General features: G+C 63.8%; 17 protein-coding genes. 10 read left to right on the plus strand and 7 right to left on the minus strand.

All coding sequences use genetic code 11. From position 1 onward, the window contains the following. Positions 1-158: 158 nt before the first annotated feature. The 4 genes from OGL93_RS01925 to OGL93_RS01940 all read right to left on the minus strand — a co-directional run bounded on the left by OGL93_RS01925 (position 159) and on the right by OGL93_RS01940 (position 7,735). A complete protein-coding gene (locus tag OGL93_RS01925) occupies positions 159-4,721 on the minus strand; it encodes a hemagglutinin repeat-containing protein (RefSeq protein WP_263260679.1) in 4,563 nt (1,520 codons plus the stop codon). A 21-nt stretch (positions 4,722-4,742) separates the two neighbouring features. Next, positions 4,743-6,443, minus strand: a complete 1,701-nt coding sequence (locus tag OGL93_RS01930) for a ShlB/FhaC/HecB family hemolysin secretion/activation protein (RefSeq protein ID WP_263260680.1) — start codon at positions 6,441-6,443, stop codon at positions 4,743-4,745. A gap of 143 nt (positions 6,444-6,586) precedes the next feature. Beyond that, positions 6,587-7,144 (minus strand): L,D-transpeptidase family protein, encoded by a 558-nt coding sequence (locus OGL93_RS01935; RefSeq protein WP_263260681.1) that lies wholly within the window; start codon positions 7,142-7,144, stop codon positions 6,587-6,589. 27 nt (positions 7,145-7,171) lie between these two features. Further along, positions 7,172-7,735 carry an NUDIX hydrolase gene (locus tag OGL93_RS01940; RefSeq protein ID WP_263260682.1) on the minus strand — a complete coding sequence of 188 codons (564 nt, stop codon included), beginning with the start codon at positions 7,733-7,735 and terminating at the stop codon, positions 7,172-7,174. A 136-nt stretch (positions 7,736-7,871) separates the two neighbouring features. Between OGL93_RS01940 and OGL93_RS01945 the strand changes: the two genes are divergently transcribed. The 5 genes from OGL93_RS01945 to purT all read left to right on the plus strand — a co-directional run bounded on the left by OGL93_RS01945 (position 7,872) and on the right by purT (position 11,003). Next, complete coding sequence (locus tag OGL93_RS01945) at positions 7,872-8,471, plus strand: CoA pyrophosphatase (protein WP_263260683.1); 600 nt, start codon at positions 7,872-7,874, stop codon at positions 8,469-8,471. A gap of 17 nt (positions 8,472-8,488) precedes the next feature. After that, positions 8,489-9,013, plus strand: a complete 525-nt coding sequence (locus tag OGL93_RS01950) for a gamma carbonic anhydrase family protein (protein WP_263260684.1) — start codon at positions 8,489-8,491, stop codon at positions 9,011-9,013. 2 nt (positions 9,014-9,015) lie between these two features. Then, positions 9,016-9,204 carry a DUF1289 domain-containing protein gene (locus OGL93_RS01955; protein WP_263261095.1) on the plus strand — a complete coding sequence of 63 codons (189 nt, stop codon included), beginning with the start codon at positions 9,016-9,018 and terminating at the stop codon, positions 9,202-9,204. 60 nt (positions 9,205-9,264) lie between these two features. Beyond that, positions 9,265-9,735 carry a VUT family protein gene (locus OGL93_RS01960; RefSeq protein WP_263260685.1) on the plus strand — a complete coding sequence of 157 codons (471 nt, stop codon included), beginning with the start codon at positions 9,265-9,267 and terminating at the stop codon, positions 9,733-9,735. Between the two features lie 83 nt (positions 9,736-9,818). Next, the gene (gene purT / locus OGL93_RS01965; protein WP_263260686.1) at positions 9,819-11,003 is read left to right on the plus strand and encodes a formate-dependent phosphoribosylglycinamide formyltransferase; all 1,185 of its coding nucleotides are present in this window, start codon (positions 9,819-9,821) and stop codon (positions 11,001-11,003) included. Positions 11,004-11,136: 133 nt separating this feature from the next. Here the strand turns inward: purT and OGL93_RS01970 are convergent, their stop codons facing one another. The 3 genes from OGL93_RS01970 to ccsA form a co-directional block, all read right to left on the minus strand. Beyond that, complete coding sequence (locus tag OGL93_RS01970; protein WP_263260687.1) at positions 11,137-12,444, minus strand: MFS transporter; 1,308 nt, start codon at positions 12,442-12,444, stop codon at positions 11,137-11,139. Between the two features lie 232 nt (positions 12,445-12,676). Beyond that, entirely contained in the window at positions 12,677-13,885 is a 1,209-nt protein-coding gene (locus tag OGL93_RS01975; protein WP_263260688.1) for a transporter associated domain-containing protein, read from the minus strand. 9 nt (positions 13,886-13,894) lie between these two features. Beyond that, positions 13,895-14,707, minus strand: coding sequence for a cytochrome c biogenesis protein CcsA (gene ccsA, locus OGL93_RS01980; RefSeq protein WP_263260689.1), 813 nt, complete (start codon positions 14,705-14,707; stop codon positions 13,895-13,897). 182 nt (positions 14,708-14,889) lie between these two features. Between ccsA and ffh the strand changes: the two genes are divergently transcribed. From ffh to rplS, 5 genes are all read left to right on the plus strand, one after another. Beyond that, entirely contained in the window at positions 14,890-16,263 is a 1,374-nt protein-coding gene (gene ffh, locus OGL93_RS01985; RefSeq protein ID WP_263260690.1) for a signal recognition particle protein, read from the plus strand. Positions 16,264-16,428: 165 nt separating this feature from the next. Then, positions 16,429-16,680 carry a 30S ribosomal protein S16 gene (gene rpsP, locus OGL93_RS01990; protein WP_109262361.1) on the plus strand — a complete coding sequence of 84 codons (252 nt, stop codon included), beginning with the start codon at positions 16,429-16,431 and terminating at the stop codon, positions 16,678-16,680. A 5-nt stretch (positions 16,681-16,685) separates the two neighbouring features. Further along, positions 16,686-17,222 carry a ribosome maturation factor RimM gene (gene rimM / locus OGL93_RS01995; protein WP_263260691.1) on the plus strand — a complete coding sequence of 179 codons (537 nt, stop codon included), beginning with the start codon at positions 16,686-16,688 and terminating at the stop codon, positions 17,220-17,222. A gap of 3 nt (positions 17,223-17,225) precedes the next feature. Beyond that, entirely contained in the window at positions 17,226-17,978 is a 753-nt protein-coding gene (gene trmD / locus OGL93_RS02000) for a tRNA (guanosine(37)-N1)-methyltransferase TrmD (RefSeq protein ID WP_263260692.1), read from the plus strand. A gap of 41 nt (positions 17,979-18,019) precedes the next feature. Next, positions 18,020-18,370 (plus strand): 50S ribosomal protein L19, encoded by a 351-nt coding sequence (rplS, locus tag OGL93_RS02005; protein WP_263260693.1) that lies wholly within the window; start codon positions 18,020-18,022, stop codon positions 18,368-18,370. The last annotated feature ends 59 nt before the right edge of the window (positions 18,371-18,429 follow it).

Here is an 18,429-nt window from a genome sequence, read left to right on the forward strand (position 1 = left end):
ACCTGCGGCGTTGAAGGTTCGCCGGCTAGCGCCAGCTCCGGCAGAGTTTTGTAGGAGCGTGCGAAGCCCGCGAACCTGCGGCGCCTGGGGTCGCGGCCGTCGCCGGGGCGCTGGCCGCCCGGTGCCTACCGGGTAGCCGGCAACCCTCATTGTGCTGTCTAGCGCCGCTGCTCCACGGCGGCGCTTACCGTTTGCTGCTTGTCATGCCCTCCGGTACGAATCACCCCCAGGTTGCCATGCTCATCGGCCTTGGCCTGTTCGCTGCGGCTGGCGGTGAACTCGCTGATCACATTGCTCAGCAGGTCCGCGGGGCCCGTGGTTGCATTGATGCTCACATCGGCGCGGTAATCCCGGCCGTTGAGGTCGGCCAACTGCACTTCGCTACTGCCAAGCGCTACCTTGCCTTGCCCTGAGCGCAGCTTGGCTCCGGTCAGGCGGGTATCGCCTGCCACGTCCAGGTCGATCCCCTCACGGCCGCTGAGGGACGTGGCCTGAGCCACCTGTTCCCGCTGCTCGCGGACCACATCCAGCAATAGGGTAGGGGTCCAGTTGGCATCCAGCGCCTGTACTGGCTTACCGATCTTTTCCTTGGCCTTGCCTGCCAGCGGCCCGGTCACCGCGCTCAAGCCGTTGAGCAAGCCTTGAGGGTTGGCTTCCTTGCCTAGGCGGGCGTCGGCGTTTACCTGGGTGGAATACACCTGGTCCTGCGCGCTGCTTAAGATCAAGTCCCTGCCCACGCTGCCGCCGACCTTGTTCGCCGCCACAGTGGCGCCGTGCAGGCGTAGGTCCATGGCCGCGTTCACTTCAAGCGTTTTCAGGCGGACGTCTGCGTTTTGGTAGGTGGTGCTATCGATGTTATCGACGTTCACCTTGGCACGGGCATAAACGGCGGAGGCGTCGTCGGCCTTGTTCAGCCCACGGCTCCCATTAACGCCAGCGCCGGCAGCGATCGTCAGGTTGTCTTTCTCTTCCCGCGTGCGGGCCGCTTCGATGGCCACGCCGCCATTAGGGGCATCGATTCGCAAGGCGTCACCGGCCAGCTGCGTGCCTTCCAGGCGTACCGCCAGCGCATCATGGGCCAGGGAACTGACGCTTAGCTCCTTGACCTTGAGGTTATCCGCGCGGCGGCTTTCCGAGTGTTCGCTCACGCGGCCGATGTCGATATGTCCGCCCAGCGCTCCGCCCACTTGTTTGGCATCGGCGGCGGGGTTACGGCTGGCACCCAGTTGCAATGCCCCGCCCAGATGCTGGCCGCTGGCTTCATGGCTATCGACCATGGCGGTCAGGTGGGCAGTGCCCCCGGCGTTCACATCGAAGCGCTCAGTCGCCTTGGTGCCGTTGTTGATCGCGACGCCTTGCAGCAACGCGTTACCCTCGACATCTAATTGGCCTTTGCTGGTTTGGATGCTGCCACCCAAGCCTTGGGTATCAGTGATGGTGAGCGTTTTATGGGTCAAGCCGCCCATCAGCAACGCGTTCTTGCCGCTGGGCCCCGTGCCGCCCTTGGCCAGGCCGTAGCCATCGGTGCGGGTTTCCTCGGTGTGCTGGCGGTTCTCGGCTTGCACCATCCGCACATCGCCACCGGCCTTGATCGCTAGCGCGCCATCGCCGCTGTTCCACTGCGTGCCTTCGTACCTGCCGTCGGTGCCCAACTGCACCGCCACGCCGCCCTTGGCGTGTACGGTCATGGGCACCGCCACGTCGGTTTGCGCGAGGGTATGCACCGAGCCGCCGCTGCCGTTGAGCCGTGCGTTCACGTCATGGCCGGTGAGGGTATCCACCCGCAGGCCGCCCTCGGCGTCGACGCGGCCGAGGGTTTCTATACGTTTCTCAGCGGCGGCAAGGCCCTGATGCTCGCCAACGGTGATAGCTAGGGTGCTTTCGCTGCTGTATTTGGTGCCCCTGTCATACAGCAGCCCTTCGACCTGAGTGGTTACCTGCGTGCCGCGGACCTGGGTCACGTGCGGCTGCTCAGTACGCAGCCCCTGTTCGCGGTTGATGTGGGTCACCATGCCGTCGGCCCCCAGTGAAGGAGGCGCCAAGGCGTCTTCCACGCCTTGCTGCTGGAAGCGGGTCTGCTCCTGGCCATTGATCGCTTTCTCGATAGGCCGCAGCAGTTCTTTCCATTCGATACTGGCGCCTAGCTCGCCCTTCCAGCCGCTCTTGTGCTCCTGCTTGTCGTCCACCTCAACCAGCTCCTCGCGACGGATGTTTTCGCTGGTTTCATTGACGTTGCCCTTGGCCTCGACCAGCGCGCCCTTGTAGGCGATACGTTCGCTGACCCCAAGGTTGATGTCCCCCTCTGCCGCGAGGGTCGCTGTGGCCGCCTTGGCCTGCTCGGCTTGCACGGTGTTCCGTTCATGGCTGCCGGTGAACGCGCTGCCCACGCGGTCCATGCCGCCCGTGATCTGCAAGCCGCCGCCGCTGGTGGCGTTATCGGTATGGGTACGGGTTTCGTTCAGCCCGGAGATGACCTCCAATTGGTCGGCAACGATGCCCAGATCGCCCTGGCTGGCCTTCACCTCGGAGGCATGAACAGCAACGGTGTCGCCAGCGGTCAGGCTGACGGCAGCGCCAGTGACTAAGGACTTCTCCAGCGCTGCGGTGGTGCGCGCTGCGGTTTCGTTCTGCCGCTGATAGCCCACCGATGCCTGCCATTGCTTGGAGCCTGCCTTGCCGTCCTCGGCCTGGCGGGTTTCGCCTGCACTCGCCACCAGCGAACCGGTGCGCTGCGCGCTCTGCTCGGCCAGGGTACGTTTTGCCGGCAGGATGTTCAGGTTGCCCTTGGCCTCTAGAACGGCCTTACCCCCCGCGGCGACCTTGGACCCTTCGATCCGTATGTCTTTGGCGCTGAGGGCGATAAGATCGCCAGCGCTGCCCAGCACAGCGCCCACTGGCTGTTCGCTGGCGTGGGAGCTGGTCTGCCTGGTGCCGAAAATGCCGCCCACCTGGGTGTTGCTGCGACGCTCTTTCACATGGGTCACTTGCGACACGCTTTCGATGATCACCGCCTCTTTCTCGCCCACGGTCCGGGTGCCTTTCTGGCCAAAGACGTTGCTGCCGCTGATTCGCACGTCGTCGGACACCAGCGTCAGCGTGCCGTCCGTATGAAGGTCGCTTCCGCGTTGGCGGGTACCGGTTTCTTCCCGGTCGCCCGTGTTGCCCCAGAAAAAACCGCTCGTGAGATCGCCGCGGTACTCGTCATGGGTGGCGTTGCGCTCGAGCGCCTGGCTGTCGATGTTGATGCTTTGCGCGTGAACGGCCAGGTCGCCCCGGCTGGTCATGTCGCTGCCGCGGATCACTGCCTTGCCGCCGGCGGTTATGTCGATGTTCCCTGCGCTCAGCTTAGAGGGCACTGCCTTTTCCTCAGCGCTGTGTTCGTTTTTGTCACCGCGCCACAGGTGCTTACGGTGGTGGGTTTCGCGGGTGAGTGTGGTGCGTTCCACCCCGGCATCAATGGTGACCTCCTCGCCTCCTTGGAGGCGCAGTGCCTGGTCGGCGTGAATATCGGTGGCGCGCAGCCTCAGGTGCCTGCCTGCGCTCAACTCAGCGTCCCGATCCGCCGTGAGAATGTTGCCCTGTGGCCGGGTGTGGGTTTCTTTCGTCTCCCGCGCGAAGGTTTCAGTGGTGATGAACCAGGCCTTCTTGTCCCAGGCTTCGCGCCGTTGCTGCAGTTTTTCGTGGCTGGTCGCATCCAGCGTCAGGTCGCGCCCGGCGTGAGCGCGCAGAGCCCGCCCCGCCAGGCGGCCGCCACTGATATTCAGATCTCGGTTGGCGTTTAGGCTCACCTCGCCCAGAGCCGCAGCGACCCGTGCCAGGCCGTTGCCATCGCCGCGGCTGATGGCCAGGTCCCCGGCGGAGCTGACGGAGACGCCGTTTCGGCCGATCGCCTCGGGGCCTGCCAGGCGAATCCCGGCCCCTTCGCGGGTGCTCACCATGCGGATGCGCCCGGCGCGCATGGCGCCGAGCACGTTCAGGTCGATACCAGCGGCCTGGCCAGGCGCCTGGCGGGTTTCCATCAGCTCCAGGCTGTCGGCATTCACCCGGTTGCGCCCGGCGATGGCAGTGAGCTGGGGGCCGGCTTGCACATTGCCCTGGCTGTCGATACGAGGGGCGATCAAATCCACCGCGGCGGCTGTGGTCAGCCCCTGGCCGCTGATGCGCAGGTCCCCAGGGGCTTCAAAAGTGTTGAGGCCCGTTAGCCGGCCGTCCTGGATTTCCGGCGTGCCTACCAGAAAGACCGCTCGCGGTGTGTTGACGAAGCCTACGCCCTGGATATGGATGCCGTTCGGGTTCGCCAGCACGTAATCGGCTGCCTGGCCGAAGATTTCCTGGGTGCCGCGAATGTTCGACGGCAGTTGGCCCACTACCTCGTTGAGGATGCTGGTGGCTGCCTGGCCATTGAGTTGCGGGTTGGCTCCCAACTGCCCGGCCAGCTGAGAGGCCCCCGGGGCCAGGGCATTGTTCAGTACCAGCCCTTGCACTGGCACGTTGTAGTCGCTGAAGTGGTTGTGTGACAGCCCGCTGGCGTTGGGCGCGACGATGGCGATCACCGGCACGCCCTGTTGCTCGCCCACCAACGCGGTGCCCCCGGGGCCGGCGATGGGAGCGATGCCGTTGCCGAGCGCCAGCATGGGTTGGATCAACAGGGCCGCGGCGATGGACCAGCGTAGCGGGTCAGGCTGCAGGTAGAACGACGGAGAACCTTTGCTTTTTTTCATTGGGGTTTCTCGGGTTGGGGATCAGAAGCGCAGCTGTAGCGCCAAGCGCCAAAAGCCGGGCTCGCGCGGGGCATTGCGGCGGTAGAGGCTGCGTTGGTACTCGGCGGCGAGGCTGCCAGAGGGGTGGTCCAGGCTCATGCCGAAGCTGGCGCCAAGCAGGTGGTCGCCGCGCGCTTGGCCCTGGCCTTCGAGCCAACCGGCATCCAGGCCCAGGCTGGGGTTAAGGCGCAGCCCCTGGGGAAGTGCGAGGGGCAGGGAAAGGGTGTTGCGCCAGGCCAGGCCGCTATCGCCCTGGGCTGCGCGCCGCTCGAAGCCGCGCACGATACTGCCGCTCGCCAGGGGCAAGCTTTCGAGCTGAGGCATCCGCTGGGCGCTGTACTGGCCTTGCCAGATGCTGGCCAGTGTCCAGTTCAGCCCGGCCCAGCTAAGGCTGGCGGTACGTGACACGTTGGCGCGCCACTTGCCATAGCGGGCACTTTGCGCGCCCGGCTGCTTCACTTTCAGGCCGTCGTTGCCGCTCCAACCGCCCAGGCCACGGCTGTAACCCAGGTAAACCACCCAGGTCGCTTCGCCCAGCCATAGGGCATTGAGGCCAGCTTCCAGGCTGTGGTAGCGGGGGCTTTGCACGGGCAAGCGTTGGCCTGAGAGGCGTCCTTCGGCGCGTTTATCGTCAAGGCGCAGCGTTGCGCTCAACAGGCTGTTCTGATCACGCCATAGGGCGCGCTCCACCGAGTAGCTCAGCAGGGTCGTGGACCCGCTGAGTGCAAGCGACCCTCGCAGGCCCTCGGCTACGGAGCGGTGACGGAAGTGGTTGGCCCCGAGCGAAACGCTCCACGGCCCCCAGGGCAGGCTGTAATAGCCGCCGACCGTCTCGCTGCCGGCAGCGTCGCCCACGCGGCTATGAACCCCGTAGAGGCTGAAAAAATCGTTGTGCTCCAGAGGGCTATCCAGCGCCAGGCTGAAGTGGCTGCGATGGCGGCCGGTGCTTGCGCTGCCGCCGTTGTCCAGGCCGCCGCTGGCCTGCCAGCGAGGCAAGCGGCTCAAGCTGCGCAGCACGATCCGCGAGCCCCCGCGCCACTGGCCCGGTTCGATATCCGCGGTGAGGTCGATCGAGCGCAGGCGGTTGAGTTGGTCCAGCCCTTGCTCCAGCGCGCGCAATTGCAGGGGCTCGCCGAGCATGTCGGGAAAGGCGGCGCCCAGGCTTATCGGCAGGTCCTGGTCCGCCAGCTCCACCGCTTCCACAAAGCCTTCTTCAATCGCCAGCTCCAGTGCCTGGCCGTCCGCGGGCGGGGCCAGCAGCAGCGGGCGGCTCGCCACGTAGCCGGCAGCGGTATACAGGCTGGTGATCGTCGCCAGGATCTGGTTGATTCGGCCGGGGCCCAGGCAGGGCGCAAGCAAGGGGGCGATGGCTGTGCGGATCGCTGCGTCGTCGATCAGTTGGTTACCGCTCAGGCTTACCCCGCTGAGGTACCAGCAGGGCGCCTCCGGAGCTTCTGCGCCATCGGCTGTGCGGATTGCCGGCACCCTGGCCGGCGCAGGCTCCCGGCGCAACTGCCGCTGCCGCTGATCTTGTTCGATGGCCTCACGACGCTGTTGCGCTTCGTGCAGGAACAGGCTGGGTTCCTGAGCTGGCGTTTGCAGCGACGCATTACCAGAGGCAGACGCTGCATGCAGGGTGCAGGCGACCGCGACAATCAAATGAATATTTTTTACGCCGAACATTAGGTAATAGCCATTCTTTTGAATGGCTTAACATTACCTTCAGGTGTCTCGACGAGGCGTTAAGGCATTTCCCACAGGCAGGCAGGAAATGTTTGAGAGGCGGGCATGAAATATCTGAGGATGAGCGGTGCCAACCCTGGCCCTCAGGGGCGAATTTCGATCAAGGTACCGTCCTTGACCAGGCTCCAGACCTCCTGCATGTCCACGTTAGTGAGGGCGATGCAGCCGTCGGTCCAATCCAGCGACTGGAAATACCACTCCGGGTAGTCCTCGCTGGCAGGGGTGCCGTGGATCATGATCATGCTTCCCGGGTCTACCCCCGCCTCGCGGGCCTTGGCGGCATCCCGGATATTGGGATAGGACAGGTGCAGGGCCAGGTTGTAGCGATCGCTGACCTTGCGCCAGTCGACCCAGTACAGCCCTTCAGGGGTGCGCTTGTCGCCTTCGCGTTCTTTCGGCCCGCGCGGCTGCTTGCCCAGGGATACGCGATAGGTTTTGACAGCAACCCCATGGCTCAGCAACTGCAGCTGCCGGGCGGACTTGATCACCAGCAGCTTGTCTACCGTTGCGTTCGGTGCCAGGGGGGCCAGGGCAGGCGACGCCGCGGGGGCATTCAATGGGCGGGTAATGATGGTCTGGGTAAAGGTGGCATTGGCCACGCTCGCGAACGACAGGCACACAATCGCAAACAGCACACGCATGGACAGATGAAACCCCGGGGTCGCCAGCTAGGTGGATAGGCCTTTCGGCGGCTGCATGCGCAGCGGCGGCAAGGCCTCGTTGCGAACCGGGAAAATACCTTCCCGGCGGTCGCTGAAAAAGCATTCTAAAGTACGCGCGACCGTGCGGAAAGCCAGCTCCGACCAAGGAATCTCGCTTTCATGGAACAGCCGGGTTTCCAGGCTCTCGGCGCCGGCGGCGAAGTCGATGTCTGCCAACTGGCCCATAAAAAACACATGGACCTGGTTGATGTGCGGCAGGTCGAACAAGGTATAGAGCTTCAGGTTGCCCAGGCGGGCGCAGGCTTCCTCTTCGGTCTCCCGCGCCGCTGCCTGTTCCATGGTCTCGCCGTTCTCCATGAAACCTGCCGGGAGTGTCCAGAAACCGCTACGCGGCTCGATCGCGCGCCGGCATAGCAACACCTGCTCGCCCCACACTGGCACGGTGCCGGCAACGATATTGGGGTTCTGGTAATGGACCTGTGAACACGCCCCGCAAACATAGCGCAAGCGGGTGTCACCTTCGGGGATGACCTGGGAAACGGCATGGCCGCACTGGTTGCAGAATTTCATGATTGCCTCGCAGTTATCGGGCCATCTTGGCGGGCCTTGGCTGGCTCGGCAACCTCGCAACCCGCACATTTTTTGGGGTTGGGCAATACGCGGCTTTGTTGCATGATGGAGGCCGGGCCAAGCAGCGAGGAAGATCATGCTCGAGGAGTTGTTGCGCCGTATCGGCAGTCATGTTCCGCGTACCCTGGAAACCGACAAGCGGTTCCCCGAGGCGGCGGTACTGATGCCCATCACGCGCGGCGAGTCGCCGGAGATCATCCTCACCCTGCGCGCGAAGGGGCTCTCGACCCACGGTGGCGAAGTGGCTTTCCCCGGGGGCCGGCGAGATCCGGAAGACCCGGACCTGACCTTCACCGCCCTGCGTGAAGCCGAAGAAGAAATCGGCCTGCCGCCTGGGCTGGTCGAGGTGGTCGGCCCGTTGAGCCCGTTGATTTCCGTGCATGGCCTGAAGGTTACGCCGATCGTCGGGCTGATACCGGATTTCGTTGAATACCGCCCCAACGATGCCGAGATCGCCGCCGTGTTTTCCGTACCGTTGGAGTTCTTCCGCGAAGATCCCCGTGAGCATACCCACCGTATCGATTACCGGGGCCGGAGCTGCTATGTGCCGTGCTACCGCTATGAAAATTTCAAGATATGGGGGCTGACGGCGGTCATGATCGTCGAGTTGGTGAACCTGCTTTACGATGCAGGCATCAATATGGACCGGCCCACCGGGCCATTTAGCTCGCCCTGACCTGCAAGGAGTGCCCATTGAAATACCGTCTCGGCCAAGCCTGCGTAGAGGCGCACCCGGAGAGTTGGATCGCCCCTGGTGCCGCCGTCATCGGCAAGGTCCGCCTGCGCGCCGGTGCCAGTGTGTGGTTTGGCGCCGTGCTGCGTGGTGACAACGAACTGATCGACATCGGTGAAAACAGCAACGTCCAGGACGGCACCGTGATGCATACGGACGAAGGCATTCCCCTGAACATCGGCACCGGGGTCACCATCGGCCACAACGCCATGCTGCACGGCTGCACCGTGGGCGACTACAGCCTCATCGGCATCAATGCCGTGGTGCTCAATGGCGCGGTAATCGGAAAGCATTGCCTCATCGGTGCCAACACGCTCATCCCCGAAGGCAAGGTCATTCCAGACGGCTCCCTGGTAATGGGCTCGCCCGGCAAGGTGGTGCGCGAACTCACTGGCGAGCAGAAGGCGCGGCTCGAGGCCAGCGCGGCGCACTATGTCGAGAATGCCGCGCGTTATGCCCGCGATCTGGCGGAACAGGCCCCGTGAAGGTGGACGCTGAACGCCCGGTGCGCTCGCCCTGCGTTAATGTGTGCGCGCTGGACGACAACGACCTGTGCATCGGTTGTCAGCGCACCGCCGAGGAAATCACCCGCTGGGGCCGCATGAGCAACGACGAGCGCCGCCGGGTGATTGCCCTGGCGGTGGAGCGGGCGAGGGCACAAGGCGTGATGCTCTGATAGGCTTCGCGGTTTCCCCGCGCCATCGTCGGTGGAGCTAACCCGCGCAAGGCCTGTGACATGCCGTATCTGCTTCTGTATATCGCCAGCGTTGTGCTGATCAACTACGCGTTCGCCGCGGCGCCAGGGCTGGACGTGCTCTGGTCTGCCTGGGGCGGGCTGGTGTTCATCCTGCGTGACATGGTGCAAACCCGCTTCGGCCATGGCGCGCTGCTGGCGATGCTCGTGGCCCTGGTGCTGTCCTATGCCACCTCGGACCCTACCATCGCCCTGGCGAGCGCCGTTGCCTTTGGCGTGTCCGAATGCATCGACTGGATCGTGTTCAGCATCACCCGTCGCCCCTTGCATGATCGGCTGTGGCTCAGTTCCGCCTTGAGCATACCGGTCGATACGCTGCTGTTCTTCGGCATGATCGATGCCATGACCGTTGCGGTGGTCGGCACCTCGCTGCTGTCCAAGTTCGCCGGTGTTTCCGTGGTGTGGCTGCTGCTGGCCTGGCGGCGAAAGGGCGCCGCCAGCCAGGACGCTTGATGTAGAATGCGCGCCTTTGCGGGGTTGCGAACCGGGCGGCCCTCGATCCACCTACCTAGATCCATCTACCTTGAGGACATGTCATGACCCGTATCGGAACGCCACTGTCGCCGACGGCCACCCGTGTATTGCTCTGCGGCTCCGGCGAGCTGGGCAAGGAGGTGGTGATCGAGCTGCAACGCCTGGGCGTGGAAGTCATTGCCGTGGACCGTTACGCCAATGCACCGGCCATGCAGGTGGCGCACCGTAGCCACGTGATCAACATGCTCGACGGGGCTGCCCTGCGCGCGGTCATCGAAGCCGAAAAGCCGCATTACATCGTGCCGGAAATCGAAGCCATCGCTACCGCTACCCTGGTGGAGCTGGAAAACGAAGGCTTCACCGTCATCCCTACCGCCCGCGCGGCGCAGCTGACCATGAACCGCGAAGGCATCCGTCGCCTGGCCGCTGAAGAGCTTGGCCTGCCGACGTCACCGTATCGCTTCGCCGACACCTTCGAGGATTATCACGCGGCAGTTTTGGCGCTGGGCTTCCCCTGTGTGGTCAAGCCGGTGATGAGTTCGTCTGGCAAGGGCCAGAGCCTGCTCAAAGGCGAGGCAGACGTTCAACGTGCCTGGGAGTACGCCCAGGAAGGCGGCCGAGCAGGCAAGGGCCGGGTCATCGTCGAGGGCTTCATCGACTTCGACTACGAAATCACTTTGCTGACGGTGCGGCATGCCGACGGCACCACGTTCTGCGAGCCAGTGGGCCACCGCCAGGAGAAGGGCGATTACCAAGAGTCCTGGCAGCCACAGGCCATGACCGAGCAGGCCCTCGAGGCATCTCGCGAAGTCGCCCGAGCGGTGACCGAGGCCCTCGGCGGGCGTGGCATGTTCGGCGTGGAGTTGTTCGTCAAGGGCGACCAGGTCTGGTTCAGCGAAGTGTCCCCGCGCCCTCACGATACCGGCCTGGTCACCCTGATCTCTCAGGACCTGTCGCAGTTCGCCTTGCATGCCCGCGCCATCCTTGGCCTGCCGGTGCCGGTGATTCGCCAGTTCGGGCCTTCGGCTTCGGCCGTGGTGCTGGTCGAAGGCAGCTCTCAGCAAACCGCATTCGCCAACCTGGGCGAGGCGCTCCGCGAACCCGACACTGCCTTGCGGCTGTTCGGCAAGCCGGAGGTCAATGGCCAGCGGCGCATGGGCGTGGCGCTGGCCCGGGACGAGTCCATCGAAGCCGCCCGCGCCAAAGCGACCCGCGCGGCCCAGGCGGTAAAGGTGGATTTGGGCTGAGGCCCTTTCGCGGGCAAGCCCCGATGCCAGTCAATTAAGCCACCCTCCGTAGCAGCCGAGCTTGCTCGCGATCCGGCGCAACACCGGTTCAAGGCCCATCGTGCCAGGGCCAGCTGTTACGGCTCCGCTGGTTTCACAATGACCGGTCGCGGGTTTCCTTCAGGCATAGCACCGCCAGCAGGCTGATCAGGGCGGCGGCGGATACGTAGCCGCCGACCCAGCTCAGGCCACCCATCGCCACCAGCTTCTGGGCGAAAAAAGGCGCCGCCGACGCGCCGACGATGCCGCCCAGGTTGTAGGCAGCAGACGCGCCGGTATAACGCACCCGAGTGGGAAATAATTCTGGCAGCAAGGCGCCCATGGGCGCGAAGGTCGCGCCCATCAGCAACAGCTCGATGCTCAGGAACAGCACCACGCCAGCCGTGGAGCCTTGGGTCAGCAAGGGCTCCATCGCGAAGCCCGATAGCAGTGCCAGCACCCCGCTGATCAGCAGTACCGGCTTGCGCCCGTAGCGGTCACTGAGCCAGGCCGATATCGGCGTAGCGGCGGCCATGAACAGCACGGCGAAACACAGCATGGCCAGAAACGCCTGGCGGCTGTACCCCAGGCTGGTCACGCCGTAGCTCAGTGAAAACACCGTCGAGATGTAAAACAGCGCGTAGCACACCACCATCGCCGCCGCGCCCAACAGCACCGGCCGCCAGTGCTTGGCAAACAGCTCGATCACTGGAACCCGCGCGGTTTCGTGGCGGGCCAGCGCGGCTGCGAACACTGGCGTTTCCGCCAGCTTCAGGCGCACGTATAGGCCGACCACCACCAGCACGGCGCTGAGCAGGAACGGCAAACGCCAGCCCCAGGTGCGAAATTGCTCATCATCGAGCCCCAGCGCCAGGCCGAGGAACAGCCCGTTAGCCAGCAAAAAGCCAATCGAAGGCCCAAGCTGCGGAAACATGCCGAACCAGCCTCGCTTGCCCTTGGGCGCGTTCTCCGTGGCTAGCAAGGCCGCGCCGCCCCATTCGCCCCCTAGCCCCAAGCCTTGGCCAAAGCGCAACACGCACAGCAGCACCGGTGCCCAGAGGCCGATCTGCTGATGCCCTGGAAGCACCCCGATCAAAGTGGTGCACACCCCCATCAGCAATAGCGAAGCCACCAGGGTTGCCTTGCGCCCGACCCTGTCGCCGAAGTGCCCGAACAACGCCGAGCCCAGAGGGCGGGCGAGAAACGCAATGCCGAAGGTCAAAAAGGCCGACAGCATCTGCGCAGTGCCGGAGCTCTGCGGGAAGAACACCGGGCCAATCACCAGCGCAGCGGCGGTGGCATACACATAAAAGTCATAGAACTCGATCGCGGTGCCAATGAAACTCGCGGTGGCAACGCGGGCAGGGGAGTTGAGCGGGCGCTCTGCCGCCAGCTCATCGGGCGTTAGGGTGGTCGTGGTCATGGGTGTCTCGACAGTCAAGGGCCATGGGCGGCGGTGCCGCGCTGGCGGATTATTGTGATCCTCGTCGAGCGCTGTCCCGGATCGGGCGCATACCGATCCCTTCGGGTTGGAGGGGGAGGGCGCTGCGTTCAACTGGGCTGACTGGCCGGTTAACGGCGGTGCGGGTGGCACCTGTTTCGGCGGGCTGGGTAAGCCGGGTGAGTATAGGAACCGCACACGGCCTGGGCAATGTTCAGGCGGGCGGCGGCGAAGCCGTGTGTTGCCAGGCCAGCAGGCGCTTGACCCGGTTTTCTTCGGTTTCGAGGATTTCCATGCGGTAACGGCCGATCTTCAGGCATACGGCGCGTTCGGGGATCGATTCCAGCGCTTCGGTCACCAAGCCATTCAGCGTCTTGGGGCCGTCGCTAGGCAGGTGCCAGCCCAACACTTTATTGAGGTCGCGAAGGCTGGCCGCGCCGTCGAGAATGTACCGCCCGTCTGCCTGGGGAAAAACGTGAGGGTGGCTGCCAACCTGTTCGCTTTCGAATTCGCCGACGATCTCTTCCAGGATGTCCTCCAGCGTCACCAGGCCCAGCACCTCGCCGTACTCGTCCACTACCATGCCTAAGCGCCGCTGCTGCTTGTGGAAGTTGAGCAATTGGATGTGCAGCGGCGTCCCCTCGGGCACGAAGTAGGCGTCGTAGCACGCAGCCATCAATGCTGCTTCGGTCAGGCTCCGGCTGGGCAGCAGGTGGCTGATTTGCCGGGTATTCACCACCTTGTCGACTTGGTTGATGTCGCCACGGAACACCGGTAACCGGGTATGCCGGCTGATCATCAATTGGTCGATGATCTGCTCGAGCGGGTCGTCCAGGTCCAGGCCGTCCACTTCGTGGCGCGGCACCAGGATGTCGTTCACGGTCATCCGGTCAAGGCCCATGATGCCGGTGGTCACCCCTTGCCTGGAGGCTCGCGCCTCGGCTTCCTGGGCCTCATTCAGCGCCGTGCTTTGCGCCGCGGAGCCGTTGCCCTTGTGCGGGCGCGCCGAAAGGCCTGCGCCTGTTGGCGTGGCCAGGCGCTGTTGCAGGCCCGCCACCGGCGCCAGCAGCCGCACCGGCAGCCACAACAAGCGGCCCGGCGCCTCGAAAGCACTGGCGTGGCGCTGCGCCAACCAGCGGGGAAGGGCCGTGGTGAACAGGACGATCGCCAGCCAGGCGAGCGCCGCGCCCGCCATCACGCCTGCCGCACCCCCGGCCTGTTCACCGAGCAATACCGCGACGCTGACAATCACCACCTGGAACAGCAGCCGGGCCAGTGCGAGGCCACCTCGCTCACTGTCGCTAGCTTGCTGGCCACGCGGCTGGCGCGCGCGGCGGGCATGGTCGACGGCGCCAAGGCCGGCCGACCACAACAGGGCCAGGAAGATCGCGCCTGCCGCAGGTGCCACGGGCATGGGCATCATGGCCGGCTCTCAGATATGCAGAATGTATTCACGGACCAGCTTGCTGCCGAAGTAAGCGAGCATCAACAGCACGAAGCCTGCGAGGGTCCAGCGTATGGCCACATGGCCACGCCAGCCAAGGCGGGTGCGGCCCCACAGCAAAACGCTGAACACCACCCACGCCAGGCACGAGAGCAGGGTCTTGTGTGCCAGGTGCTGGGCGAACATGTTCTCCAGGAACAGCCAGCCGGAGATCAGCGACAGCGACAGCAGCACCCAGCCAGCCCAGAGAAAGCCGAACAGCAGGCTTTCCATGGTTTGCAGCGGCGGGAAAGCGCGGATCGGCCCGGAAGGGTGCTTGTGCTTGAGCTGGTGATCCTGAACCAGCAGCAGCAATGCCTGGAAGGCGGCGATGGTGAACACCCCATACGCCAGGATCGACAGCAGGATATGGGTAAGGATGCCAGGCTCGTCGTCGATCCGCGGGACCGTACCGGCCGGCACGAACTGCGCCACCAAGGTGGTAACGAACCCCAGGGGGTATAGCAGCACCAGCAGGTTTTCCACGGGCAGCGAAGCACAGGCAAGCAGAGTGAGGGCGATCACTGCAGCGGCGATGAGGCTGGCGGCCGTGATGAAGTCCAGGTTCAGCCCGCTAGGCGCGAGCATCTGCGAAGACAGCGCCAGCGCATGCATCAGCACCGCGAACACACCCGCGCCGCACAGCAGGCGCTTGTTTGACTTCGCCCCATGCGCCAGCCGTACGCCCTGATAGGCCGTGACCGCGGCATAGATCAGGGCTGAGGCGAGGCTTGGAAGCAAACTGGAGGGCAAGGGAAGCATAGGTTTGACGGGCGGCCACTAAAGGCGCGAGTGTGGCATAGAACCTTTGCCGGGATAAAGTAGGCCCCTGTGTCGGGCCAGGCAACTTCCCGTTATAATCGCCGGTCTTCCCTTGCCCGTGGCCAGAGCACATCGGCAGGCCGCATGCCACTTCGGTTCGACGGAGCCTGTAAGGATCGCCCATGTTTGAAAATCTTTCCGATCGTCTCTCGCAGACGCTTCGCCATGTCACCGGCAAGGCGAAGCTGACCGAAGACAACATCAAAGACACCCTGCGTGAAGTGCGCATGGCGTTGCTCGAGGCCGACGTTGCCCTGCCGGTGGTCAAGGACTTCGTCAACGCGATCAAGGAGCGCGCGGTCGGCACCGAAGTGTCGCGTAGCCTGACGCCGGGCCAGGCGTTCGTGAAAATCGTTCGCGCCGAACTCGAGTCGGTGATGGGCGCGGCCAACGAAGACCTGATGCTCAACGTGGCGCCCCCAGCGGTGGTCCTCATGGCCGGCCTGCAGGGCGCGGGCAAGACCACTACGGCGGCCAAGCTGGCGCGCTTCCTCAAGGAACGCAAGAAAAAATCCGTGATGGTGGTGTCGGCGGACGTATACCGCCCGGCGGCGATCAAGCAGCTCGAAACGCTCGCCAATGAAGTTGGCGTGACCTTCTTCCCGTCGGACATCAGCCAGAAGCCGGTGGCCATCGCCGAGGCCGCGATCCGCGAGGCGAAGCTCAAGTTCATCGACGTGGTGATCCTCGACACCGCGGGGCGCCTGCACATCGATGCCGACATGATGGCGGAGATCCAGGCCCTGCACGCGGCGGTCAAGCCGGTGGAAACGCTGTTCGTGGTCGATGCCATGACTGGCCAGGACGCGGCCAACACCGCCAAGGCGTTTGGTGATGCGCTGCCGCTCACCGGCGTGGTGCTGACCAAGGTCGATGGCGACGCTCGCGGCGGTGCCGCGCTGTCCGTGCGCTCGATCACCGGCAAGCCGATCAAGTTCATCGGCATGGGCGAGAAAACCGAGGCGTTGGAGCCATTCCATCCGGACCGTATCGCCTCGCGCATCCTGGGCATGGGCGACGTGCTCAGCCTGATCGAGCAGGCCGAGCAGAACCTGGATCGGGAAAAAGCCGACAAGCTCGCCAAGAAGATCAAGAAGGGCAAGGGCTTTGACCTTGAAGACTTCCGCGATCAGCTGCAACAGATGAAGACCATGGGCGGCCTCGGCAGCCTGATGGAAAAACTGCCCAATATCGGCGGCGTCAACCTTTCCCAGATGGGCAATGCCCAGGGGGCGGCCGAGAAGCAGTTCAAGCAGATGGAAGCGATCATCAACTCGATGACCCCGGCCGAGCGGCGCGATCCCGACATGATCAGCGGTTCGAGAAAGCGGCGTATCGCCCTGGGCTCGGGCACGCAGGTGCAGGACGTGGGCCGGATGCTCAAGCAGCACAAGCAGATGCAGAAGATGATGAAGAAATTCTCCGCCAAGGGTGGCATGGCCAAGATGATGCGTGGCCTGGGCGGCATGATGCCCGGCGGCATGCCACGGCTTTGATCCGGCTGGCCGGCGGGCGCCGGGGTTTTCCGACGCCGTGCCTGGCCCAAGGGTAAAAGAGGTTTGCAAAAACTCGTGCATTCCCTGAGAATATGCGGCCTTTCGGGCACCCATGCCCGCTGTGCCTTATAGATTTGCAGCACCGACAACAGGAACGATGTTCACATGGTAACCATCCGTCTTGCCCGTGGCGGCTCCAAAAAGCGCCCGTTTTACCACCTGACCGTGACCGACAGCCGCAATGCGCGCGACGGTCGTTTCAACGAGCGTGTTGGCTTCTTCAACCCGATCGCCAACGGTGGCGAAGTTCGCCTGTCCGTCAACCAGGAGCGCGTTAGCTACTGGCTGTCCCAGGGCGCACAGCCGTCTGAGCGCGTTGCTCAGCTGCTGAAGGACGCTGCCAAGGCATCCGCCTGAGCAGTATGAACGCGACGCCAGACTCCGCAGATGACCTCATCGTCATCGGCAAGATTGTTTCGGTGCACGGCGTTCGTGGCGAGGTGAAGGTGTATTCCTTTACCGATCCGATTGAAAACCTGCTGCAGTACAAAAGCTGGACGCTTCGGCTCGAAGGCAACGTCAAGCAGGTTGAGATGATCAGCGGCCGTTCTCAGAACAAGGTCCTGGTCGCGAAGTTGAAAGGTCTTGACGACCGCGAAGAGGCTCGCCTTCTCGCCGGCTACGAGATCTGCATCGCGCGCAGCCTGCTGCCCGACCTCACCGACGGCGATTACTACTGGTATCAGCTCGAGGGTTTACAGGTCATCAACGGCGAAGGGCAGGTATTGGGCAAGGTTGATCACCTGCTCGAAACCGGCGCGAACGATGTAATGGTGGTCAAGCCCTGTGCGGGTAGCCTGGATGATCGCGAGCGCCTGTTGCCCTATACGGACGACTGCGTGCAAGCCATCGACCTGGACGCCGGTATCATGCGGGTTGAGTGGGATGCGGATTTCTAGGCCATGGCGAGCCTGCGCATAGAAGTCATCACCCTGTTTCCCGAGATGTTTTCGGCCATCAGCGATTACGGCATTACCAGCCGCGCGGTAAAGCAGGGCTTGCTCGAGTTGACCTGCAGGAACCCGCGGGCCTACACCACGGACCGTCACCACACAGTGGATGATCGCCCGTTTGGCGGTGGGCCGGGAATGGTAATGAAGATCAAGCCACTGGAAGATGCCCTGGTCGATGCCAGGCAGGCAACCGGAGGCTCGGCGAAGGTGATTTACCTTTCGCCACAAGGCCGGCGCCTGACTCAGGCGGCGGTGAAGGAACTGGCGACGGCGGATGCATTGATCCTGATCGCCGGGCGTTATGAAGGCGTCGACGAGCGGTTCATTGAAGCGCATGTCGACGAAGAGTGGTCGATCGGTGATTACGTGTTGTCCGGTGGCGAGTTGCCGGCCATGGTGCTGATCGATGCGGTTACGCGTTTGCTGCCTGGAGCTTTAGGGCATGCGGACTCCGCGGAGGAGGATTCCTTCACGGACGGCCTGCTTGATTGCCCGCACTACACCCGGCCTGAGGTGTATGCGGAACGGCGTGTACCCGACGTGTTGCTTAGCGGCAACCATGCACATATCCGGCGCTGGCGTTTGCAGCAGTCCCTTGGGCGGACCTACGAACGACGTGCCGATCTTCTGGAAAGTCGCTCACTTTCTGGAGAAGAGCAGAAGCTGCTCGCGGAGTACCTTCGCGAGCGGGACGATAGTTAACGTATCGATGGCAAATGAAATATTTGCCTTAGGAGCACAGCATGACCAACAAGATTATTCTTCAGCTCGAAGCCGAGCAGATGAACAAGGAAATCCCGGCCTTCGCACCAGGCGACACCGTTGTCGTTCAAGTGAAGGTGAAGGAAGGCGAGCGTACTCGTCTGCAGGCCTTCGAGGGTGTTGTCATCGGCAAGCGCAACCGCGGCATCAACAGCGCATTCACCGTTCGCAAGATCTCCAACGGTGTTGGCGTTGAGCGTACCTTCCAGACCTACAGCCCGCAGATCGACAGCATGTCCGTGAAACGTCGTGGTGACGTGCGTAAGGCCAAGCTGTACTACCTGCGCGAACTGTCCGGCAAGGCCGCCCGCATCAAGGAAAAACTGTCCTGATAGCGGCTTGAGCTCCGGCTCCCAAGAAAACCCCGGCCTTTGTGCCGGGGTTTTCTGTT

The organism is Pseudomonas sp. RIT-PI-S, assembly GCF_025642975.1.
Lineage (GTDB): Bacteria > Pseudomonadota > Gammaproteobacteria > Pseudomonadales > Pseudomonadaceae > Aquipseudomonas.